General features: G+C 41.5%; 20 protein-coding genes and 1 pseudogene. 8 read left to right on the top strand and 13 right to left on the bottom strand.

The genetic code is table 11. The annotated features are described in order from the left end of the window. Positions 1–76: 76 nt before the first annotated feature. The 4 genes from IPH84_11205 to IPH84_11190 are packed head-to-tail and all read right to left on the bottom strand — an operon-like array spanning position 77 to position 2,491. Positions 77–1,366, bottom strand: coding sequence for a (Fe-S)-binding protein (locus IPH84_11205; GenBank protein MBK7173776.1), 1,290 nt, complete (start codon positions 1,364–1,366; stop codon positions 77–79). Positions 1,367–1,374: 8 nt separating this feature from the next. Beyond that, the gene (locus tag IPH84_11200) at positions 1,375–2,064 is read right to left on the bottom strand and encodes a hypothetical protein (protein MBK7173775.1); all 690 of its coding nucleotides are present in this window, start codon (positions 2,062–2,064) and stop codon (positions 1,375–1,377) included. Further along, positions 1,988–2,305, bottom strand: coding sequence for a TusE/DsrC/DsvC family sulfur relay protein (locus IPH84_11195; protein ID MBK7173774.1), 318 nt, complete (start codon positions 2,303–2,305; stop codon positions 1,988–1,990). Before IPH84_11195 ends, IPH84_11200 begins: the two co-directional genes overlap by 77 nt. 15 nt (positions 2,306–2,320) lie before the next feature. After that, positions 2,321–2,491 carry a hypothetical protein gene (locus tag IPH84_11190; GenBank protein MBK7173773.1) on the bottom strand — a complete coding sequence of 57 codons (171 nt, stop codon included), beginning with the start codon at positions 2,489–2,491 and terminating at the stop codon, positions 2,321–2,323. Between the two features lie 258 nt (positions 2,492–2,749). On the opposite strand from IPH84_11190, the gene IPH84_11185 reads away from it, so the two are divergent. Next, positions 2,750–3,454, top strand: coding sequence for a Crp/Fnr family transcriptional regulator (locus tag IPH84_11185; GenBank protein ID MBK7173772.1), 705 nt, complete (start codon positions 2,750–2,752; stop codon positions 3,452–3,454). Here IPH84_11185 and IPH84_11180 read toward each other — a convergent pair whose 3' ends face one another. Together IPH84_11180 and IPH84_11175 are read right to left on the bottom strand one after the other, a co-directional pair. Further along, positions 3,455–4,006 carry a hypothetical protein gene (locus tag IPH84_11180; protein ID MBK7173771.1) on the bottom strand — a complete coding sequence of 184 codons (552 nt, stop codon included), beginning with the start codon at positions 4,004–4,006 and terminating at the stop codon, positions 3,455–3,457. After that, a complete protein-coding gene (locus IPH84_11175; GenBank protein ID MBK7173770.1) occupies positions 3,999–4,514 on the bottom strand; it encodes an RNA polymerase sigma factor in 516 nt (171 codons plus the stop codon). The genes IPH84_11180 and IPH84_11175 overlap by 8 nt, the downstream gene beginning before the upstream one ends. Positions 4,515–4,727: 213 nt before the next feature. On the opposite strand from IPH84_11175, the pseudogene IPH84_11170 reads away from it, so the two are divergent. After that, positions 4,728–5,287 (top strand): annotated as a pseudogene (locus IPH84_11170) (DUF3109 family protein). A 52-nt stretch (positions 5,288–5,339) separates the two neighbouring features. On the opposite strand, the gene IPH84_11165 reads toward IPH84_11170, so the two are convergent. The 7 genes from IPH84_11165 to atpB all read right to left on the bottom strand — a co-directional run bounded on the left by IPH84_11165 (position 5,340) and on the right by atpB (position 11,444). Continuing rightward, on the bottom strand, positions 5,340–5,867 hold the full coding sequence (locus tag IPH84_11165; protein ID MBK7173769.1) for a ferritin: 528 nt from the start codon (positions 5,865–5,867) through the stop codon (positions 5,340–5,342). Positions 5,868–6,211: 344 nt separating this feature from the next. Further along, positions 6,212–7,111: an ATP synthase F1 subunit gamma gene (atpG, locus tag IPH84_11160; protein MBK7173768.1), complete on the bottom strand. Its 900-nt coding sequence runs from the start codon at positions 7,109–7,111 to the stop codon at positions 6,212–6,214. 41 nt (positions 7,112–7,152) lie between these two features. Continuing rightward, on the bottom strand, positions 7,153–8,736 hold the full coding sequence (locus IPH84_11155; protein ID MBK7173767.1) for a F0F1 ATP synthase subunit alpha: 1,584 nt from the start codon (positions 8,734–8,736) through the stop codon (positions 7,153–7,155). A 65-nt stretch (positions 8,737–8,801) separates the two neighbouring features. After that, positions 8,802–9,359 (bottom strand): ATP synthase F1 subunit delta, encoded by a 558-nt coding sequence (atpH, locus tag IPH84_11150; GenBank protein MBK7173766.1) that lies wholly within the window; start codon positions 9,357–9,359, stop codon positions 8,802–8,804. Positions 9,360–9,408: 49 nt separating this feature from the next. Continuing rightward, positions 9,409–9,903 (bottom strand): F0F1 ATP synthase subunit B, encoded by a 495-nt coding sequence (atpF, locus tag IPH84_11145; protein ID MBK7173765.1) that lies wholly within the window; start codon positions 9,901–9,903, stop codon positions 9,409–9,411. Between the two features lie 127 nt (positions 9,904–10,030). Beyond that, positions 10,031–10,294, bottom strand: coding sequence for an ATP synthase F0 subunit C (gene atpE / locus IPH84_11140; GenBank protein MBK7173764.1), 264 nt, complete (start codon positions 10,292–10,294; stop codon positions 10,031–10,033). Between the two features lie 40 nt (positions 10,295–10,334). Further along, entirely contained in the window at positions 10,335–11,444 is a 1,110-nt protein-coding gene (atpB, locus tag IPH84_11135) for a F0F1 ATP synthase subunit A (protein MBK7173763.1), read from the bottom strand. 300 nt (positions 11,445–11,744) lie between these two features. Here atpB and IPH84_11130 point away from each other — a divergent pair, with 300 nt between their 5' ends. The 6 genes from IPH84_11130 (at position 11,745) to IPH84_11105 (ending at position 21,845) form a co-directional block, all read left to right on the top strand. Then, positions 11,745–12,209 (top strand): nucleoside deaminase, encoded by a 465-nt coding sequence (locus IPH84_11130; GenBank protein ID MBK7173762.1) that lies wholly within the window; start codon positions 11,745–11,747, stop codon positions 12,207–12,209. Between the two features lie 160 nt (positions 12,210–12,369). Then, on the top strand, positions 12,370–13,158 hold the full coding sequence (locus IPH84_11125; GenBank protein ID MBK7173761.1) for a (Fe-S)-binding protein: 789 nt from the start codon (positions 12,370–12,372) through the stop codon (positions 13,156–13,158). Between the two features lie 81 nt (positions 13,159–13,239). Then, positions 13,240–13,476, top strand: coding sequence for a (4Fe-4S)-binding protein (locus IPH84_11120; GenBank protein MBK7173760.1), 237 nt, complete (start codon positions 13,240–13,242; stop codon positions 13,474–13,476). Between the two features lie 494 nt (positions 13,477–13,970). Then, the gene (locus IPH84_11115; GenBank protein ID MBK7173759.1) at positions 13,971–14,795 is read left to right on the top strand and encodes a DUF3108 domain-containing protein; all 825 of its coding nucleotides are present in this window, start codon (positions 13,971–13,973) and stop codon (positions 14,793–14,795) included. Positions 14,796–15,209: 414 nt separating this feature from the next. Beyond that, positions 15,210–21,251 carry a hypothetical protein gene (locus IPH84_11110; protein MBK7173758.1) on the top strand — a complete coding sequence of 2,014 codons (6,042 nt, stop codon included), beginning with the start codon at positions 15,210–15,212 and terminating at the stop codon, positions 21,249–21,251. A gap of 300 nt (positions 21,252–21,551) precedes the next feature. After that, positions 21,552–21,845, top strand: coding sequence for a GIY-YIG nuclease family protein (locus IPH84_11105; protein MBK7173757.1), 294 nt, complete (start codon positions 21,552–21,554; stop codon positions 21,843–21,845). The last annotated feature ends 194 nt before the right edge of the window (positions 21,846–22,039 follow it).

Genomic DNA, 22,039 nt, shown 5'->3' with positions numbered 1-22,039 from the left:
GTGCTTTGCTGGAATTTGTAATGGGTTTATTTGAAGAATAGTCTTGTTTTGGTTACAATCTGATGTTTACCCGCGCTTAAATCAAAGCATCAGCAACAACCTCAGCCAGGGTCTTGATTTGTACATTCAGTTTATAATGAGCGTTGATCTGGATGAGCTGGTCTACACAGTTGTGGCATGGAGTGACCACAATATTGGCTTTAGTATCTTTTATCTGATCTGCTTTCCGGCCCCCTATACCCATTCGTCTTTCGTTGTACTCACTCATAGCCAATTGGCCACCACCGCCGCCGCAACAGAAATTATCCACCCCATAAGGTGTCATTTCTACAAAATCATTGGCAATCTGATGAAGTATGTATCGTTGTTCGTTAATGATACCACCATTGCGAACCAGGTTACAGGGATCATGAAGTGTGACTCTTTGTTTCAGCCGGTTCTTGTCAACTCTGATTCTTCCTTCTTTCAGGTAATCTGCAATCAGTTCCACAGAAGTTCTGGCAGTATATTCGAAGGATTGGTTCAGATAATTAGGCCCTTCCCACCGGAAAGCCCTTGAACCATGTCCGCATTCTGCCAGTATGAGTTCTTTAGCTTCAAGGTTTTTAACCTCTTCATGCAAGCGCTTGGTAATAGTGGTTGCTTCACCAATATTTCCGGTAAAAAATCCATAATTGGTTACATCATACATCTCAGTTGAGAGTGTCCAGCTTTCCTTGGCAAAATGGAATATTTTCGCCATTGCTGAGATGGACAGCGGAAAGAATTTTGGCTCCCTGGGATTTAAGGTATAGAGGATTTTCTTGCCTTTTTCATTCAGAGGAATTCGAGCTTCCGGGTCTTCAAGCTCATCTTTAAGGTCATCTTCAAGCCATTGAATGGTATCCACAAATTCCTCCTTTGTAATACCCATATTATTGCCTGTCTGGATTGAAGCGTCAACAGTACTTTGTATTGATGCCGGGATCATGCCCATTTCAGCCAGCATCACTCTTCCGGTTCTTACCAGAAAGGCTATATCCACTCCAATGGAACAATGCATTGTGCATCTTCCGCATAGTGTACAGGCACCGAAGAACAAATCCACCATTTCAGAGGATGACTCATCATTCAAATCTCTGGCTTTTGAGAGAAAAGGAACATGTTTTCCCAGGAAGGTGAAGTACCTTTTGTAAACAGACATGATAAAATCCACTTTTTGGGCAGGGACGAATCGAGCCTCCTTGTAAGTGAGATAGTACATACAACTCTCGGCGCACAGTCCGCAATGTACACAGCTATTCAGATGAGTAAGTAGTTTGTTGTCTGTGTAGTTCTGAAGGATGGAAAGACCCTTTGTTATATTTTTCTCTGATAAGATGGCCATAATGTAGTTCAGTTTTTAGGTGGCCATACACCACGCCGTCCATAAAAGAAGCCCAGTTGATAGCGGGCGGCGAAAAAGTACACCATGTGTTTGAGTTTCCCCAGTGGCAAGTACAGTAACAACGCACTGCTGATCATGAAGTAAGCGATAATGGGAATATGAAGCTGTATAGCCGTGACTACCTGGAAAGCAGTAACCAGAAGGTTTGAAATGTAATCATCCGGATTTGAAAGCTGTCGCAGATGAGGTTTAATGAATCGCTTAACAAAAATCCCCAGACCACAGCTGGCAGTCAGGATTAAAAAGCCACCCAAAATCAGTTTGACAATTGCGGGTAATGAAATACCGGCAAGAATCAGTAGGAGTAATCCAAAGGAAAGAAATGTTCCAATGTGGTATAGTAATCCTGCTATATAGGTAGGAAGATGCAAAAATGCCGATTCCTTTTTTGATGGGCTCATTCCTCCGGTAAATGAATAAAGGATACCCTCCTTTTCATTTCCAATCGGATCAGAATGATCAGCTGGTTTGCCCATAGAAACCAATTTGCCGATGTGAAAGAGGCAGGAGCCTAAACAGAGGGTTAGTGAAAGCAGGGTAAGAAAGATATACCAGCTCATATTATACACAACCGTCAGGTTTGGGTAAACCGGCAACCCGGCAGGCGCCTCTGGCAGGACCGAGAGGGAATAGCTCATAGATTTCCCGGAGTTTAACCCCTGTTTCCTGGCAGATGCTGCGAATCATTGGGGCGTTTCCCTTTTCCTCAAAATTTCTCCTGATGAACTTGATGACAACCCAGTGCTTATCGGTCAGATCGGCAAGCCCATCATATTCAGCGAATAAACGAGCCACTTCTTCATTCCATAATTCAGGGGTAGAGAGAAATCCATCTCCATCTACTTCAAAGCTTCTACCTTGTAATTCTAATGTAGGCATATCGTATTTGATTAGTTATTCATTCTCAAGCCGGTCCAGTATTTCATCTATTGTAAACTCTGAGTCAGGAAGGACAAAATCCGGACATAGGTTCAACTCCAATTTAGTATTGAACCTTTTGCATTGTTTCCATGATGGCTCTCCTGCATCACAAAAATTTCCGGCATAGAAGACTTTTTTTTCCAAAGGAACAAATCCCTGGATAGTAAAAACCTGGCAATTTTTTTTTGAAGGGCATGTTGAGTAATCCAAATCAAAAAATTTTTAGTAGTGAAACATCTTTTGTAATTCGGAAAGCAGCAACTGTCCGTTCATTGTTGGATACCGTGCAAATGTATCACCCTGCAATACAGGAAATATTCCAGCTATGTGATATTTGATACCACATGAATGTGATATTTATCACATCTTATACATAGATTTGTGCCGAAATCTCTGAAGTATATGCTAAAAACCTTTGATGAACTCAATAAGAGCAGCTGTTGTGACTGTATTGATATGTCGTGTGCGGTATCCTTATTGAACAAGGCACAATTTGAGCTACTCAGTAATCATAGTATAGAATCAGAAATCAAGAAAGGGGAGATAATTATTCGATCAGATGTGTTGATTTCCAATATTATATACTTGAAAACAGGATATGTTAAGGAGTTTGTTGTTAGTTCCAGTAAAAAGTCACGTATCATCCAGATTTTGAAGCCGCACACCTATTTAGGCATTCATTCGCTTTTTGGGGATAAGATCAACCACTATTCTTACGCAGCCCTGGAAGACCTGAAAATCTGCTACATCGACATCAATACCTTTAAGCAATTGGTAAAGGAAAACGGGAATTTTGCTTTCCAGATACTTTCGGAAGTGGGTAAAGAAAACCTTTATAATTACTATCGTTTTATATCCAATAGTCATAAAAAGACGGATGGAAGGTTTGCTGACATTTTGCTTTACCTCGCAGAAAAGATTTATGAGAATGAACGGTTTCCCTTACAATTAACCAGGCAGGAGATAGCTGATCTGGTTGGAGTTTCAAGAGAAAACCTGACCAGGGTGATGACAAAATTCAGGGAGGATGGTATTATTGAAGTGTCAAAGGATCATATTCACCTTCTGAAGGAGGAAATTCTAAAAAAAATCAGCAAAAACGGCTGATCACACTCCGGAAAGTTCCTCGAGACATTGTTTAATTGAAAGGATTACCGGCTTGTTTTTCCTGTACCAAACAAAGTAAGCCAGCAATAATACAAGGACAAAGAATACGGCAAATATTATATTGGTCAGGCAGAACATAGTACATCCCTGGATGTTGAGATTAAGGTATCGTGTGATGAGAATGCTGATTCCAATATAAATGAGTGGTGCAGCGAACAAAGCAGCAAGGATGGTCAAAGGCTGGATGAACCTTGATTCTTTTAGTTTATACTGTAAGAGTTCCTTTACCGAAAGATCGAAGGGCTTCAAACGAATCCGTCTGATGGTGTAGGTGTAGAGAATAAACAGGCCGGAGAGGCAGATTCCTTCAATGATCATCACAAGGTTTGGATCCAGGATAACTGACAGAATGATGATTATTCCAAGGATACTGATGATGATTTTCCACCGTCGCAATTCCCGGAGGCTTTCTGATTCCATGTTGCGAAGCTTTTCCAGCAATCCCTCCAGGTTACTGCCGGTGGAACCGGAGTTTTGATTGATTTCATTCATGATTTTGCCCTCCGAGTATTGATTTGAGACTTTCCCTGATACGGTGGATCTTGATCCTGACATTTCCCTCACTGATGCCCACCACTCCCGCGATTTCCCTGGAACTGAGTTCTTCCATGAATAAGGACATAATGAGTTTGTCGATAACTGACAACTGGATGATCTGAGAATGAATTTCATCCAGCATCTTTTCTTTTCTTAGTTTTTCCCATCGGTCATCCTGGCCGGAAACCAACCGGAACTCCTGCATTAACTGTTGGTGGTTTTTCATCCTTCTCGATTCCGCCCTGTTAAAGTCGATAGTAGTGTTAAGTGCAATACGGTAAATCCATGTACTTACTTTTGAATCTCCCCGGAAATTCGGTAGGGAAGACCATATGTTGATCAGCACTTGCTGGAACATATCCTCGCAATCCTCCCGACAGGAAGCATGATAGATGCATATCCGGTAAATTTTTTCTTTGTTTTCATTTATCATTTGCCTGAACAGGCGCTCTCGCTCATCCATTCGAATGTGATTTATATTATTTTGTCGATAGTGATCCGATTTTGTTACAATAAAGTTAGTTGAAAGATTAATATTACTTTTCAAATGAATATATTTCTATTGCTGAAGTCGTTGAATATCTGATTATAAGAGATGCATTTGGCATAAGATTTTCTAAAGGAAGGATTATCTGGTAATGTGTTCCACAAAAGGTCAATTACCTATCTTTACAGCATGATTTCAATTGAAAACACCCTGATTTCGGATGACCTTCGTGATATTAGGTTTGTCTGTGACCTCGAAAAATGCCATGGTGCCTGTTGCGTGGAAGGTGATGCCGGGGCTCCGTTAGAGGAAGAAGAAATCGCCTGGATAGAAGATTCGATAGATGAAATTAAGCCTTTTATGGTGACAGAAGGAATTGAAGCTATTGATAAAAACGGGGTATTCGATTATGATATGTTTGGTCATTTTGTTACACCTTTGGTGAATGACCAGGAATGTGCTTTTGTCTATTTTGAGAATGGAACGGCCCGATGTGCTATTGAGAAAGCTTTCCAGGAAGGGAAGATTTCCTTTGCCAAGCCCATTTCCTGTCACTTGTATCCTATAAGGGTGAGTGGGTATAAGGATTTTGATGCACTCAATTACCATGAATGGCATATTTGCCATGAAGCCTTAAAAATGGGAAGATGAATAATGTCCCTTTATATATATTTCTGAAGGATGCCCTTATTAGAAAGTATGGGGAAAATTGGTATCGGGAATTGGAACAAACAATAGTAAAAAAATAAGGCTGCCAGTTCTGACAGCCTTCAATAATAAAATTTCAAACGGATCAAATGATTAGGTAGCTTGTCCGGCTTTAGCAGCAGCAGCTTTTGTTGCAGCAAGGGCTGAAAGATCCTTGTCAATAAGGAATAAACCACCCGCTTCATTTCCTGCAAGTTTCATTTTATCGAGGATTCCATGAACCGTAGCCTCTTCTTCAATTTGTTCGGTAATGAACCATTGAAGGAAACTTCCGGTTGTATAGTCTTTCTCGTTAAGTGCTACTTCATAAAGTTTATTGATTTGTTCAGTGATGAATTCTTCATGTTTCAGCACTTTTTCGAAAATGTCGACCAATGACTTATAATCAGCTGTTGGGTTATCCAAAGCTGAGAAAAGAGAATGTCCTCCTCTTTCGTTCACATAATTTACAAACTTCAGCATGTGTGTCCGTTCTTCATTCGATTGGTTGAAGAGGTATTGTGATGCTCCCGGAAAACCTTTCACCTGGCACCAGGATGCCATTGCCATGTAGAGTCTCGATGAGTGCTCTTCATTCTTGATCTGTCCTACGAGGACTTTTTCAACTTTATTTTTGATCATGGGAACTGATGTTTAATGTTGGATGTCTGATGTCTGAGGTCTGATGTTGGATGTCTGATGTTGGATGTTGGATGTCTGATGTTGGATGTTGGATGTCTGATGTTTGATGTCGGGTGTTTGATTTCTCAGAAGGGAAGTGTTTGGCTTGGAATTCAGACTTGTCAGACTGAGATCTTTATCTATATTTAGCAAGGGTTATTTCGGTCAGGCGGGTGCATAATGTCGGATGAAGTGACATTTTAATGTAAGAACTAGCAGTGTTGAACAGACATCTGGTCGATACAAGCAGAAAGTGTGACCAAAAGAACTTAGTTTCAGCTGTCAATACCCTTGCAGGTGTTTAACTATCCTTTCAGAGCTTCAGCGCCACTAACAATCTCGAGGATTTCCTTAGTAATGGATGCCTGGCGGGCTTTGTTATAGGCCAGGTTTAAATCCTTCAACAGTTCACGGGCATTATCAGTGGCCTGGTGCATGGCGGTCATTCGGGCACCGTGTTCTGAGGCAAATGAGTCCAGCAATGCTTTATAGAACTGAATTTTTAGTGATTTAGGGATCAATTCAGTAACAATCTGCTCCTGGGAAGGTTCAAAAATATAATCTACCTGGCTTTTTTGTTGATTTAATGCAACCTCTGCAGGATCCTTTTTAGGTGGTTCAATCGGAAGAAACTGTTCAACGGTTATTTTTTGAACTGCTGCATTTTTGAACTGGTTGTATACAATTTCTATTCTGTCATATTCATGTGCAGCGAATGATTTCATCAATCCTGTTGCAATGGCAGATGCATTGTCCCATGTCAATTGGTCATAAATAGAGTCATGGGAAGAGATAACATGAAAGCCTCTTTTCGAAAAGAATTCTGTCCCTTTTCGTCCAATGGTCATAAAATGGATATTTCCGCTTTGGTTAGCAGAAGAATATTTGTCATTCATGCATTGGAGGGTCGTCTTGATAATGTTTGAATTGAAGGCTCCGCAAAGTCCGCGATTGGAAGTTAAGACAATCATCAGCACTTTCTCGGGATTACTTTGTCGTGCAAAAGGATTATCATTGCCGGTTTCAATGCTTGCAGAGAGGTTTTGAAGGATCTCCTTAAGTTTTGCGGCATAGGGACGCATTTTCAGGATAGCATTCTGTGCACGGCGCAGTTTTGATGCAGCTACCATTTTCATGGCACTGGTGATTTGCTGGGTCGATTTTACCGAAGCAATCCTGATGCGGACTTCTTTTAAACTTGGCATATTCTACAATTGATCGTATACTGATTTCAGAAACGAAGCGACTATTTGATGTATTTAGCAGATACTTCTTTAGCAATGTTGTCGATGCGTGCGAGGATCTGATCGTCGAGTTTACCCTGGCGGAGATCATCGAGAATATCAGCATGGCTTACTTCCAGGTGATGAAGGAATTCGGCTTCAAAATCCCTGATACTTTTAACAGGCACCCTCTGGAGTAATCCACGGGTACCACATGCGATGATGGCAACTTGTTTTTCAACAGGTACAGGGGAGTATTGGTCTTGTTTCAGAATTTCCACATTACGGGCACCTTTGTCAAGAATATTCTTGGTAGCTGAATCGAGGTCGGAACCGAATTTGGAAAAAGCTTCTAATTCGCGGTATTCGGCCTGAGCAAGTTTTAAAGTACCGGCCACCTTTTTCATGGCCTTGATCTGGGCATTCCCCCCAACTCTGGATACCGAAATCCCAACATTGATAGCTGGACGGATTCCTGAATTAAACAGACCGGTTTCGAGGAAGATCTGTCCATCAGTAATTGAGATCACATTAGTTGGGATGTAGGCTGAAACGTCACCAGCCTGGGTTTCAATGATTGGCAGAGCTGTGAGTGAGCCACCTCCTTTAACCAATGGACGAATAGTATCAGGAAGGTCATTCATTTTAGCTGCAATTTCATCACTCTTGATCACCTTTGCGGCTCTTTCAAGTAAGCGTGAATGCAGGTAAAATACATCACCGGGATAGGCTTCACGTCCGGGGGGGCGACGCAGTAGCAGGGAAACTTCGCGATATGCTACAGCCTGTTTCGAAAGGTCATCATAAATAACCAAAGCAGGACGGCCTGAGTCGCGGAAGAATTCTCCTACAGCAGCACCGGTGAAAGGAGCATAAAACTGCATAGCGGCAGGGTCGGATGCGGTAGCACATATAACAGTGGTATAAGCCATCGCCCCATTATCTTCAAGCGTTTTTACAACATTGGCTACCGTTGATCCCTTTTGACCAATAGCTACATATATGCAATAAACAGGCTTACCTTTTTCGAAGTTATCCTTCTGATTGATGATAGTATCGATTGCAATGGCAGATTTACCTGTCTGGCGGTCGCCGATGATCAGCTCTCTTTGACCCCTTCCGATCGGAATCATGGCATCGATAGCTTTTATACCAGTCTGTAACGGCTCAGTAACAGGTTGGCGGAAAATTACACCCGGGGCTTTACGTTCAAGGGGCATTTCGTATAGATCGCCCTTAATTTCACCCTTCCCATCGATAGGTTCGCCGATGGTATTGATAACACGACCTAACAGGCCTTCACCCACTTTAACAGAAGCAATGCGACGGGTTCTTTGAACGGTATCTCCTTCCTTGATATTGTTGGATTCTCCCAGGAGTACGATCCCTACATTATCTTCTTCAAGGTTAAGAACAATTCCTTTTACCCCGGTTTTGGTGAACTCAACCAATTCACCACTTTGAGCGTTGGTGAGTCCATAAACACGGGCAATTCCATCACCTACCTGGAGAACGGAACCTACTTCCTGGATCTCAGCTTCCGTTTTAAATCCGGCTAATTCCTGTCTTAGAATCGCGGTAACTTCTGCGGGTTTAATCTCTGACATATGCTGTAATTGTTATGTTTTGGGTGAAAATTATCGAATGAAAGGCTTGAATATTCATTTGAAAGTTAGAACCCTTTGACATAGAGGTTCTTTTCAAAATCTTTTTTAAGTTGTTTGATTTTAGTCATCAAACTTTGATCAATCTGGTATTGATCCATCGTGAGTACGAACCCTCCAATCAAATCAGATTTGATTTCTTCTATGAGTTCAATTTCCTTTCCTGTCATTTTATTAAGCATTCCGACCATTTCTTTTTTATCGCTGACAGTAAGGGAAACAGCCGATTTAACATAAGCGGTTTTAATCCCTTTGAATTCCTTATAAAGACTAACAAAAGCAGATGCTATACCATCAATATAGCTCTCTCTTCTTTTCCTTGATATGATATCTATAAATTGGAGAGTGAGTTTATCAATATGTTTTTCAAAAAGCTGGTGTAATACTTTTTGTTTCTTATCGACACTAATAACAGGGTTATGTAACATGCCCCTGAGTTCTTTATTCTCGTGGCATACCTGGTCAATCAGGGCCATATCAGCCTTTACCTTCTCAAGAATTTTTCGTTCCTGGGCAAGATCAAACAATGCTTTGGCGTAACGTAGGGTTATCTGGGACTGATTCATTTTGGAATGCTATCGTATTTGGCAAGTTGGGATGCAGACTTTTTAGAATTTAGTTGATCTTAACTTCTTTAAGAAGTTTTTCAGTCAATTGGTTTTGTTTTTCCTTATCTGCCAGTTCCTGACCGATCAGTTTCTCGGCAATCTCAATAGAAATCGAGGCTATTTGATTTTTTAGCTCATTGATGGCGGCCATTTTTTCAAACTGAATACTTTCCCGGGCATTCTCAATGATTCTATTAGCTTCTTCATTTGCTTTTAACCGGGCTTCATCGATAATAGCTTCCTTCACTTTTCTTGCATCTCTCATCAAAGCATCCCGCTCTTCCTTTGCTTCAAGTAATAATTGTTCGTTACCAGCTTTAAGTTTGAGCATTTCTTTTTTTGCTTCTTCAGCTGCATGTAAAGCCTTCTCGATGGATTCTTCCCTTTCGTGAAGCATTTTCATGATTGGTTTCCATGCGAATTTACCCAGGATAAAAAGCACTGTTCCAAAGGTCAGTGTCATCCAGAATAATAAGCCAATATCTACTTTTACCAGTTCCATAATTCTTTAACTTTTTTGTTCCCTAAAACCTTCCATACTCCCATCGTTATTTTCTGATGAGAATGTCAAATAAACAATTCATAACATCCCTGCCAGTCGCGGGGATGTTATGAACTGAATAAGCTTGTTAGGCAAGAAATACGATAAGCAGACAAACTACAATTGCGAAGAAGGCTACCCCTTCGATTAGAGCTGCTGCAACGATCATATTCGAACGGATATCGCCGACGCTTTCGGGTTGACGAGCGATTGATTCGAGCGCACCCTTACCAATCTGGCCAATTCCGATACCTGCGCCTATAGCTGCGATTCCTGCTCCGATACCGGCACCCATGATTGCTACTGGGGCCAGGTTGGCTGCTGCCTGGAGTAATACGGCTAATAGTGACATAGGATTGAATTTATGGTTGTTAATGAAGAAAAATTACTTTTTAATGTTGAGGTTCGTGACCGGATGCATGCTCATGATGATGCTCTTCCACTGCCATTCCAAAATATATGGCTGATAGTAAAGCAAATACGTAAGCCTGGATAAAGGCGACCAGCAATTCCAAAAGGGTCATAAATACTCCAAAGAGTATGGATACCGGGGAAACAGCAACGCCAATCCAGGGCGACATACTCCCGAAGATAAAGATAAGGCTCATAAAGCCCAGAAGAATAATATGGCCTGCTGTAATGTTGGCAAAGAGACGGACCATCAACACAAAAGGCTTTGTGATCAGTCCGATGATTTCAACAACAGGCATAAGGGGAACAGGAATCTTTAGCCACCAGGGAACCCCGGGGGTGTTGATGATGTGTACCCAGTAACTCCTGTTTCCGCTAAAGGTGGTGATAATGAAGGTAAATATGGCTAATACCATTGTAATAGCAAGGTTACCGGTTAGATTTACGCCGCCTGGAAAGAAAGGGATTAACCCCATGAGGTTATTCAGGAAAATAAAGAAGAAAATGGTCAGCAAGTAAGGCATATATTTCATATACTTCTTTTTGCCGATAGCGGGAATGGCAATATCATCCCTGACAAACAGTATCAATGGTTCAACCAATGATTGAATGCCTTTAGGTGCCCTGTTGGGATTGGCTTTATAGCGCCTGGCTGCTGAAAGGAAGATAATCAGAAGAAGTGCTGCTCCTATGAAAAGGGAAAGAACTGTTTTGGTAATTGAGAAATCAATAGGAACAGTAGCTTGTTCATCTATATGACCGTCAGCATTTACCTTTACTATACGACCTTTATTGGGTCCTTCTTCAGCCAGAATATATCCATTATAAGATTCCCCGTGATGCAGCCGGCTTGAACAAAAGGTGACAAGACTGCCATTATCCAGCAAAATGACCGGTAAAGGGATGGAAACATGATGGCCTTTCCAGGTAAGGATATGCCACTCATGAGCATCAATAATATGCTCGATAATCATCTTCCCTGCATTGAATTCTTCAGCATCAGCATGATGTTCACCAGCAGCTTCGGCAGAAGGTTGGTCATGACTAACAACTGAATCATTTTCAGTGGCTTGCACTGAAAAGACAAACATCAGGAATATCCCAAGAAATACTATAAAATGCTTTGGTCTATTGAGTAACTTTCTGATCATTAGTCCTCTTGTAAATGAAAGTGCAATATTACTAATTTTTGTATTTATTTAAAATGGTTCTTACTTATTTATTTATGCAAATATGTAAATTATTTATATGAGTCATTCACAAATGAATGAAGATGCAGGAAAATGGAATAATAGAGCCATAAACTCTCACTATACTGAATTGGGAAAACGGTATTTTAAAAGAAATACTTTTTGCTTGAAAAAATTATCTTTGCCGGATATAGTATGGTTATGTTCAGCGTTTTTTCAGACGAACACTTTATGAAAGCGGCCCTGATGGAGGCCAGACAAGCTTTTGATGAAGACGAAGTTCCGATTGGTGCCGTGATTGTATGTGATAACCGAATCATCGCCAGGGCACATAACCTTACGGAGCGATTGAATGATGTTACAGCTCATGCCGAAATGCAAGCATTCACTGCTGCTTCTAATTTCTTAGGAGGAAAATATCTGCAGGATTGCACATTGTATGTAACTGTTGAACCTTGCCCAATGTGTGCAGGGGCATCATTCTGGGCTCAGATTGGCAAAGTAGTATATGGAGCCGGTGACGAAAAAAGGGGTTATACTCTTTTAAAAAGTCCGGTGCTTCATCCCCGGACTATTGTTGTAAAAGGGATAATGGAAGAAGAATGTGCAGCACTTATGAAAGAATTTTTCCAGCGTAAAAGATTTCCGAAATCCAGCCAGAATTGACCTCTTGCACGTACATACAAAATCTACAAGAATCTGTTAATTTATCGTCTGTCTAATTCGTTAAGGCAGTCCAGGCTTTACTGAATTATTCCTATTTTAGCGACTCTGACAGGAGCTTGTTTTCCAAACTACAAATCAGTTTTAATTAATACCAGTTTCTATGGCTATTATCAATGTTCCCATTATGGCCGATGTTTTTGCATCTGGCGAACGTCCGGAATACTTGTATTGGGTAGGTTGTGCAGGAGCATTCGACGACAGATACAAGAAAGTAGCCCGCGCCTTTACCAAGCTATTACATTATACAAATACCAGTTATGCCGTACTCGGCACTGAAGAAACATGTAATGGTGATCCGGCCAGGCGTGCAGGAAATGAGATGCTTTTCCAGATGCAGGCACTACAAGTAATTGAAATTTTAAAAATGTATGAAGTAAAGAAAATACTCACTACCTGTCCGCACTGTTATAATATTTTCAAGAATGAGTATCCCGATCTGGGCGGGAATTATGAGGTCTATCATCATTCCCAATTTCTGAAAGAACTAATGGATTCGGGCAAGATACCGATCAATCCGAATATTTTTGCCGGCCAGACCATCACTTACCACGACCCTTGTTATCTTGGAAGAGGGAATGGCGAATACCAGGCTCCGAGAGATATTTTGAATTCCCTGCCGGCTAAAAAGATTGAAATAGAGAAAAACAGGAGCTTTGCCCTTTGTTGCGGAGCTGGTGGAGCACAAATGTTTAAAGAGGCAGAACCCGGCAAAAAGGAGGTGTATGCTGAACGAACTGAACAAGTGATAGCTACCGGTGCTGAAATCGTTGCTACAGCCTGCCCATTCTGTATGACCATGCTCACTGACGGATTAAAGTACAAGGATAAAAGCGAAGAAATAAAAAACTACGATCTCGCAGAATTAATAGTAATTTCATTAGGAATTTAAGGAAGAATCAAAGTAATTTTGTGCTCCGAAAAGAAGCTGTCTCAATAAGATCAATCACTTGCCTGAGACAGACGAACTGTATTGACTTTTTTACCTTCCTTCCTGGTGAATCGCACAAAATATTTTACATATTCTTCCCACACCATACGCTGGGATGGAGAAAACTGTCTTCATGGCGGTAAATGTCTTAAGGGAATCCCTCCCATTATCGAAAAACCTGGTATTTACAGCATTCCTGTTTCCGAGAGGCAGTTTACGATTTTAATGAGTCAGGCCCGTTTTTGCCCTGGTGGAGCCTTGAAGGTGGTGAATGGCTGATGTTTGATGTCTGATGTTTGATGTTTGATGTCTGATGTGGGATTGTGGATTGTGGATTAGGAATGGCGGATGTTGGAAGTCTAATGTGGGATGTTAATTGCGGATATTGGTCCGCCAACCGGCGCATGGATCATGGGACTTGGATTTTGGGATATTTGATTCATTACCCATTACCCAGCACTCAGCACCCAGCACCCAGCACTGATAATTTCGGATGTTGAATGTCTGATGTTTGATGTCTGATGTCTGATGTTTGATGTTTGATGTCTGATGTTTGATGTGGGATTGCGGATTTTTGTTTGAGGATCTTTGGATTTGAGACTTTGTCCGCCGGCTGGCGGATGGATCTTGGTCCGCCAGCTGGCGGATGGGATTTGGGACTTGGATTTTGGTTCTTGGTACTTAAATCCTTTCTGATATTTGGCAGGTTTCAACACTTTGGAACATAATTTGAGCGTTATGCCGACAAACCCTGAACTTTGCTGTTTAATCATATGATAATAGATGAACTTTCCCGAATGAGATTTTATGCCATTTCCATTCTCTTTTCTTGTTTAATCATGTCCGGTGCTGTATCTGCACAAAAATTCCGGTCTGTTGAGAATGATTATTTCAAAAGAGGAGAAAAACTGAATTTCAGAGTAGCTTTTCATTCGGCGCTTACCGGAAATCTTACAGCAGGCTCCGCGACCCTGGAAATTACAAAGGAGAATAAATTAATTAATGGAAGAAACACCTTCCATGCTGTGGGCTATGGTAAGACAACCGGTCTGATTGAGATGTTTTACCAGGTAGAAGAACGTTTTGAGAGTTTCTTTGATGAGGAGTCAATTTTGCCCTGGTATTTCAGCAAGCGATCAAGGGAGAACAAGTATATTAAGAACGATAATATCACTTTTCGTCACAAGGATAAAATTGCAGTTAGTCCGCAAAAAGTAACTTTTATTCCTGAGAATATTCAGGATATCATCTCTGCTTTCTATTATGCCCGTTGTTTAAACCTGGAAGGTGCCAAGCCGGGAAAAGAATTTCCAATTCCTTTTATGCTCGACGATTCTGTATATCAATCAAAGATTCGCTATTTGGGGAAAGAAACCGTTAAAATCAAGCTGGGTATTTTTTCCTGCCTGAAAATCAAACCTATGGTGGCTACCGGATATGTATTCGATGACCCTTTTCCGGTTACCATCTGGGTGACGGATGATAAGAATCGGATTCCAGTCCTTATTGAAACAGAATTGGCTGTTGGGAGTGCCCGGGTGGAACTTGTCTCTTATTCCGGACTTGCAAATCCCCTTAATTTTGAGCCAAAGAAATGATACTAGTGGATAGTGATTAGTGACTAGTGACTAGTGACTAGTGACTAGTGAATAGTGAATAGTGAATAGTGAATAGTGACTAGTGAATAGCTAGTGACTAGTGAATAGTGCATTGTGACTAGTTAATAGAGCATAGAGGCTAGTAAATAGTACATAGCGAATTACCTGAACATGCTGCAATCTGATTAGATTATTCCTGAAAAGAGGAATTTGCCTTTATGGGCCCGAAACTTCGAGCCACAAGCTTCCTTTCGAAGCACCCATGGCCAATGTCTCAGCACTCAGCACCCAGCACCCAGAGCCAAAGGCTCCCCTTCGGGGCACTCAGCACAGAATTTATGGAATTTTCAAAGAATGGCATCTAAGTATCACCTTCGTTGTTATATTTATACAAGAATAAAAAAAGCACCTAAAATGAAATACCTCCTTTTTATCTTAATCATTATGTCAGGCTTGATGGCTTTCTCACAGAAAAAATATGAGGTTGAATGGAAACAGGTCGATTCCCTCTTCAATCTGGGCCAGGCTCAAACAGCATTGAAAACTGTTGAACCTATCTATGCAGAAACCAGGTTGGATGGAAATACTTCCCAATTCCTGAAAGCCTCACTTTATCGATTGTCTTTGATGTCGAAGTTTGAAGAAGATATGCTGGTAAAAGCAATCCTTTCATTACAGGAAGAGCTGAAGGAACCACAGCCAGCTGTCAGCAATATCCAGCATTCGATGTTGGCTGAATTGTACTGGAGATACTATCAGAATAACCGCTACCGATTCTACGAACGCACTGCTACCAGTGATTTTGATCCGGCTGATATGCTTACCTGGGATCTGAAAAGAATTGTACAGCAATGTATCCGGCATTATACCCTCTCTCTTGAAAATGAATCCCTGATACAGTCCATTTCATTAAGTGATTATGAACCTATACTTGTCAGCTATCCTGAGTCCCGGAGTCTGAGGCCGACACTTTTCGATTTTCTGGCCTACAGAGCTGTTGATTTTTATATGAATTCAGAAGCAGGACTCACGCAACCTGCTGATAAGTTCCTTGTTGACCAGGATAATTACTTCAGTGAAGCTGTGTTGTTTAACAAGCTGACTATCACTTCCGCTGATACCCTATCCTTTGATCTGAAAGCAATACAAATTTTACAGTCGCTTCTTAAGTTCCATCAAGAAGATACAAATCCGGAAGCTTTTGTTGAAGCAGATCTTAAACGATTGTCGTTTGTGCACCAGCATTGTATACTGCCTGAAAAAGACAGTCTTTACCTGTCGGCACTCAAGGTGCTGGAAAACACCAACAGGCTCAATCCCTGCTCTGCTGAGGTGATTTTTTATATGGCTCAACTTATGGTAACCCGCGGAGGTAGTTATGATCCATTAAAGTCGGAAAAAAATCGCTGGGATTTAAGGGATGCATTAAAGCTTACTGAAGATGCGATACTGCGTTTCCCGGAGTCATTAGGAGCCCATAATTGTAAGGTTTTGCAGGAACAGATACGCAGAAATTCGCATGAAATTACCTGCGAATATGCTGCTTTACCTGATAAACCTGCGCTGGCCTTGCTCAGTTATAAAAACACCAGGGAAATTTTCTTTCGGTTAATAAAGGCAGACCCTTCAACAGAGAGTGAGATCAATGAAAATGGCACAGCCGGCCTGATTGCTGCATATCTTCAGAAAAAGGCTGACCTGGAATGGACACAAAAGCTTCCGGATGATGGTGATTATCAACTTCACAGGTCTGAACTCAGGCTTCCGGCTCTAAAACCAGGATACTATGTGCTTTTGGCCAGCGCTAATGCTGAATTTACCAATGATAACCAGGTGTCGTTGAACCGGTTCTGGAGGACACGGATTAGTTATATCGATCGCAGGAATGAGAATGGATCCTATGAGCTATTTGTTCTCGACAGTCAGGAAGGAAAACCTGTTCCTAAAGTTAAAGTGCAGAGTTTTTTTAAAGAATATGATTACAAAACCCGATCATACAAAAGTAATCCCGGGAATGTGTTTTATTCTGATCAGGAAGGCTACCTGAATATTCCCTCAATAAAGAAGGACAATTATAACCAGTATTATTTAGAATTTACCCTTGATGGGGATAAATTTATCACGGAAAGCTATTTCTCAGGATACTATTATCAACAAGATGATTCAAGAAAGCAGGTATTATCACATTTTTTCACTGACCGGGCCATTTATCGTCCCGGACAAACGCTTTACTTTAAAGGCATTGTAACGGAAAGAAGCAAGCTGGATGTCAAGCTGAAGCCAAACTACAAGACAACATTAACTTTCTATGATGTTAATTATCAGAAGGTATCCTCCCTCGACCTTGTTAGTAATGAATATGGATCATTCTCAGGATCATTTACTATTCCGTCATCTGTCTTAACCGGGAATATGACACTGCAGAATGAGTCGGGTGCAATGGTAGTGCAAGTGGAGGAGTATAAAAGGCCCAAATTTGAAGTGAGTTTTACACCTGTAAAAGGGTCCTATAAACTGGGGGAAATGGTGAAAGTAACCGGAAAAGCCCAGGCATATGCAGGGAGCAATATTACCGATGCAGCAGTGAGTTACAGGGTGGTTAGAACCGCCCGGTTCCCATATGTGTGGTGGGGTTGGAGAGAGTGGATGCCTGAATCACCTGAGATTGAAATTTCGAATGGTGTGTCAACTACCGATGATAAGGGTGAGTTTGACATCAATTTTAAAGCAATTGCTGATGCTTCTTTAGAAGCAAAATATTCTCCGGTATTCAGTTATCGTGTATTGGCTACTGTTACCGATCTTAACGGTGAGACCCATGAAAGTGAAACCACTGTTTCGGTGGGTTATCAGGCCTTGCTGCTTAACCTCAGCCTGCCTGAACAGCTGAACCTGGGCAAACAGACTTCTTTTGTCCTAACATCAACAAATCTGAATGGAGAGAAGGAGAATTCGAAAGGCAGTATAAATATCTGGAAACTGAAAGACCCTCAAAGAGTATTTAAGAGCAGGAGTTGGAGCCGTCCGGATCAATTTATCATGAGCCGAGCTGAATTCGAAAAGGAATTTCCCAATGATGTATATGACCAGGAAGATCAATATGAATCGTGGGAAAAGGAAAAACTGGTTTATACTTATAGTTATGATTCCCAAAACGACTCCCTTCTTGAATTAAAAGGAATGCCAGGTTGGAAACCAGGAAGGTATTTCTATGCTATTGAAAGTAAAGATGCATTTGGAACTATTGTGACAAAAACAGGGTACTTCCTTGCTTATGATCCTAAATCGTTAATGGTCCCGGCCGGGGAAGTTTCATGGTTTGTAATACCAGAAACCCGGCTCGAACCAGGATCAAATGCATTGGTACTGATGGGGTCGTCGGCAAAGGATGTGACAGCCATTTATGAGGTGATGCAGAATGAAAAAGTACTAAGTCGCAAAGTGCTTAAGATCAACCAGCAGCAGCTGATACAAACAATCCCTGTTTTGGAGGAACATCGTGGTAACATTACCGTAAATATGGCTTTTGTTAAAATGAACAGAAGCTGGCAATCGACCAAGACCATCGAAGTCCCCTGGACAAACCGGAAACTGGATATAAGATTTGCTTCATTCCGTTCGAAGCTGAAACCGGGAGAGGATGAAGAGTGGCTGATTTCTATCAGGGATCATAAGGGTGAGAAAGCCTGGGCTGAAATGCTGGCCGGAATGTATGATGCATCACTGGATGCCTTTGTGCCGAATGTCTGGAATTTCAATATCCTGAATTATTTTAACATGCATTATTCCTGGGATGTGAATTCAGCATTTGGCAACCGGGGCAGTATACAAAACTGGTATCCGGGATCCGGTGCAAGTCTGAAAAGCAGGACATACGACCGATTAAACTGGTTTGGTTTTGAGGATTATGGAGGCTATCAGATCAGGAGGGCAGAAGGACTCAAAATGGCAGATATGGCTGTCGCTGACGAATCACCTTTAATGAGTAAGGAAAAACTGCCAGCCAGGGAGGAGAATGAATCTATCTTCATAAACGTGGAAGCCAAAGGTGTTCCTCCTCCTGTTTCCGGTGTAACTGAGCCCCAGGTTACACAACCCGCAAAAGTGCGTTCTGATTTCAAGGAAACAGCATTCTTTTACCCTCATCTTACCACCGACGAAAACGGTGATTTGCAGATTCGTTTTAAAATGCCTGAATCGCTCACCAAATGGAAGATGATGGGATTGGCTGTCAGTAAAGATCTGAAGGTTGGACAGGTTGAAAAATCGTTGGTTACCCAGAAAGAACTGATGGTATTTCCTAATGCTCCACGATTTTTCCGTGAAGGCGATAAAATGGAGTTCAGTTGTAAAATTTCCAATCTGAGTGATACAAGGATACAGGGAAGTTCAGTGCTTCAGCTTTTTGATGCTTTTACGATGAAACCAGTTGGCGAGGGAGTTCTGACAGATACTGCTACAAAGGAATTTTCAATTGACAAAGGAGGGAATACAGTAATCAGCTGGAAATTAAGCATCCCGGAAGATCTCCAGGCAATAGTGTATAGAGTAACAGCAAGTTCAGGAATATTTTCAGATGGAGAAGAAGCTGTTATCCCGGTTTTAACCAACCGCATGCTGGTAACAGAAAGCCTGCCATTGCCGGTAAATGGCAATCAAACCAGGAAGTTCAACTTTGAAAAGCTTATCCGTTCAGGGAAAGAAAGTTCAACGCTCAGAAATTACCGTTTAACACTTGAATATACCAGCAACCCAGCCTGGTATGCGGTTCAAGCCCTGCCTTATCTGATGGAATATCCTTATGAATGTGCAGAGCAGGTGTTTAGCAGGTATTATGCCAACAGCCTGGCATCGCATATTGCCAATAGCGATCCTAAGATCAAGGCTGTATTCGAAAGTTGGAAGAGTATTTCACCGGATGCCTTAAAATCGAACCTTGAGAAAAATCAGGAATTAAAAAGCATATTGCTGGAAGAGAGTCCATGGGTGCAGGAGGCTTCAAATGAAAGTGAACGCAAACAAAGGATAGCCATTCTTTTCGACCTGAACCGAATGAATAATGAACTTGGATCTGCCTTGAAAAAGCTGAATGAAATGCAGGCACCCAATGGAGGCTGGCCCTGGTTCAAGGGTATGCCCGATAACAGGTATATCACCCAGCACATTGTAACCGGACTTGGGCACCTCGACCACCTTGGTGTCACCGAATTTAGGCAGGATAGTAAGTCGTTGGCGATGCTGCAGTCAGCAATCCGGTACCTCGATGCCAGGATAAAGGAAGATTTTGACAAGATTGTAAAGGAGGATAAGGATTACCTTAAAAATGACCACCTGGGTTATGAAGTGGTACAATACCTCTATGCCAGGAGTTATTTTATGGTTGACATCCCTCTTGAAAAGCAGGAGATGGAGGCATTTAATTATTTCAAATCACAGGCCGGGACTTACTGGAAAACAAGGAATAACTATCTGAAAGGTATGCTGGCACTGGCATTACACAGGTTTTCGGAAACAAAAACCGCAGGATTGATTATGCGCTCTATTTCCGAGACAGCACTTCACAATGAGGAAATGGGAATGTACTGGAGAAATGAAACCCGTGGATGGTTTTGGTACCAGGCTCCCATTGAAACGCAAGCACTGTTGATTGAAGCATATGATGAAGTATTAAATGATCAGGAATCTGTTGAGGAGTTAAAAATCTGGCTGCTGAAGCAAAAGCAGACCCAGGATTGGAAAACTACCAAAGCCACATCAGAAGCTGTTTATGCATTACTATTAAGAGGCAGTGATTTATTAAGCAGTGATAAACTTGTTTCCATTCAATTAGGGAGTGAAAAGGTTGATCCTGGTAAACTGGAGGGCAATGCTCAACCGGAAGCAGGCACCGGGTATTTCAAGACCAGCTGGAGCCGTTCAGAAATCAGACCGGAAATGGGGAAGGTAACCATTACCAATCCGAATCCTACTGTTGCCTGGGGCTCACTGTACTGGCAATATTTTGAGCAACTGGATAAGATTACTCCTGCTCAAACACCGCTAAGCCTGAGCAAGAAGCTGTTCAGGGAAGTCAATACTGCAACAGGGCCGGTAATTGTACCTGTTGATGAGCAGCATGCATTAAAGGTGGGAGATAAGATTGTAGTGAGGGTAGAACTCCGCACGGACAGGGATATGGAGTATGTCCACCTGAAAGATATGCGCGCTTCGGCATTTGAGCCTCTGAATGTGTTGAGTGGTTATCGCTGGCAGGATGGATTAGGTTATTATGAATCCACGCGGGATGCCTCCTCAAATTTCTTTATCAGTTACCTCCCTAAGGGCACCTATGTATTTGAGTACCGCTTATTTGCCACTCAGAAGGGTGATTTCTCCAATGGGATCACGAGTGTTCAGTGTATGTATGCCCCTGAGTTTTCGGCACATTCAGAAGGGATAAGGGTGAAGGTGGAGTAAGTAAGTTATTGAAATAATGAGCAGAATGGTTTATCCATTTCGACAGGCTCAATGTGACAGGCAGGATAGAGAGGACTTAGTAGGAAATGCATAATTAAGAATTAATTTAAGGATTGCAATGAGTACCTATAATTGTTTCTATTATGCAGATATAGTCCAAATTTGGATTTGTTGAGGCTAGATAAAATTCTCAAGCGTGTCATGCTGAGCTTGTCGAAGCATATACATATTGAACTTAAGACTCTATTTCCTGCGTTGAATCTTTAAAATAAAATTTATCTTTTAATATTCAATTTGTTGATGGATCAGAAGTGTTATTTTGTATACATCCTTAGGTGTTCAGATGAAAGTTATTATACTGGAATAACCAACAATATAGAAAGGAGATTTGCCGAACACCAATCAGGTAAAAGCAGATCTTGTTATACTTTTAAGCGACGCCCTGTTACTTTGTTGTTTGTTCAGTCATTTTTGGATGTTAAGGAAGCAATTGCATTTGAAAAGCAGGTAAAAGGTTGGTCGAGGGCGAAAAAGGAGGCTTTAATAGATCAGGATTTTGACAGATTAGTATTGTTGTCAAAAAGTCGTAATTAAAAAATGAAAAACAGCCTGATGGCAAGTTTTAGGGTTCTATAGCAGAAAGGGTAATCCATTTCGACAGGCTCAATGTGACAAGTGGGGGAGAGGTTTGAGTGGTTGGAGGCAGGTCATCCATTTCGACAGTCTCAATGTGACAAGTGGGGAAGAGAAGTTTGGGTTTGAATTTTTGGATTAAGCTGAATCTTGTT

It is taken from the genome of Bacteroidales bacterium, from assembly GCA_016707785.1.
Lineage (GTDB): Bacteria > Bacteroidota > Bacteroidia > Bacteroidales > UBA4417 > UBA4417.
The sequence above is the reverse complement of the archived record's forward strand: the minus strand, read 5'-3'. Positions and strand labels throughout refer to the sequence as shown.

Excerpts from the sequence above, each read along its gene's own strand:
- IPH84_11180 (MBK7173771.1), bottom strand. The coding sequence starts at position 4,006 with ATGAATGAAATCAATCAAAACTCCGGTTCCACCGGCAGTAACCTGGAG.
- IPH84_11105 (MBK7173757.1), top strand. The coding sequence starts at position 21,552 with ATGGATCAGAAGTGTTATTTTGTATACATCCTTAGGTGTTCAGATGAA.
- atpH (MBK7173766.1), bottom strand. The coding sequence starts at position 9,359 with ATGAATCAGTCCCAGATAACCCTACGTTACGCCAAAGCATTGTTTGAT.
- IPH84_11200 (MBK7173775.1), bottom strand. The coding sequence starts at position 2,064 with ATGAGCTATTCCCTCTCGGTCCTGCCAGAGGCGCCTGCCGGGTTGCCG.
- IPH84_11185 (MBK7173772.1), top strand. The coding sequence starts at position 2,750 with ATGCTAAAAACCTTTGATGAACTCAATAAGAGCAGCTGTTGTGACTGT.
- IPH84_11195 (MBK7173774.1), bottom strand. The coding sequence starts at position 2,305 with ATGCCTACATTAGAATTACAAGGTAGAAGCTTTGAAGTAGATGGAGAT.
- atpE (MBK7173764.1), bottom strand. The coding sequence starts at position 10,294 with ATGTCACTATTAGCCGTATTACTCCAGGCAGCAGCCAACCTGGCCCCA.
- IPH84_11165 (MBK7173769.1), bottom strand. The coding sequence starts at position 5,867 with ATGATCAAAAATAAAGTTGAAAAAGTCCTCGTAGGACAGATCAAGAAT.
- atpB (MBK7173763.1), bottom strand. The coding sequence starts at position 11,444 with ATGTTTGTCTTTTCAGTGCAAGCCACTGAAAATGATTCAGTTGTTAGT.
- IPH84_11110 (MBK7173758.1), top strand. The coding sequence starts at position 15,210 with ATGAAATACCTCCTTTTTATCTTAATCATTATGTCAGGCTTGATGGCT.
- atpG (MBK7173768.1), bottom strand. The coding sequence starts at position 7,111 with ATGCCAAGTTTAAAAGAAGTCCGCATCAGGATTGCTTCGGTAAAATCG.
- atpF (MBK7173765.1), bottom strand. The coding sequence starts at position 9,903 with ATGGAACTGGTAAAAGTAGATATTGGCTTATTATTCTGGATGACACTG.
- IPH84_11155 (MBK7173767.1), bottom strand. The coding sequence starts at position 8,736 with ATGTCAGAGATTAAACCCGCAGAAGTTACCGCGATTCTAAGACAGGAA.
- IPH84_11125 (MBK7173761.1), top strand. The coding sequence starts at position 12,370 with ATGGCTATTATCAATGTTCCCATTATGGCCGATGTTTTTGCATCTGGC.
- IPH84_11175 (MBK7173770.1), bottom strand. The coding sequence starts at position 4,514 with ATGGATGAGCGAGAGCGCCTGTTCAGGCAAATGATAAATGAAAACAAA.
- IPH84_11115 (MBK7173759.1), top strand. The coding sequence starts at position 13,971 with ATGATAATAGATGAACTTTCCCGAATGAGATTTTATGCCATTTCCATT.
- IPH84_11130 (MBK7173762.1), top strand. The coding sequence starts at position 11,745 with ATGTTCAGCGTTTTTTCAGACGAACACTTTATGAAAGCGGCCCTGATG.
- IPH84_11205 (MBK7173776.1), bottom strand. The coding sequence starts at position 1,366 with ATGGCCATCTTATCAGAGAAAAATATAACAAAGGGTCTTTCCATCCTT.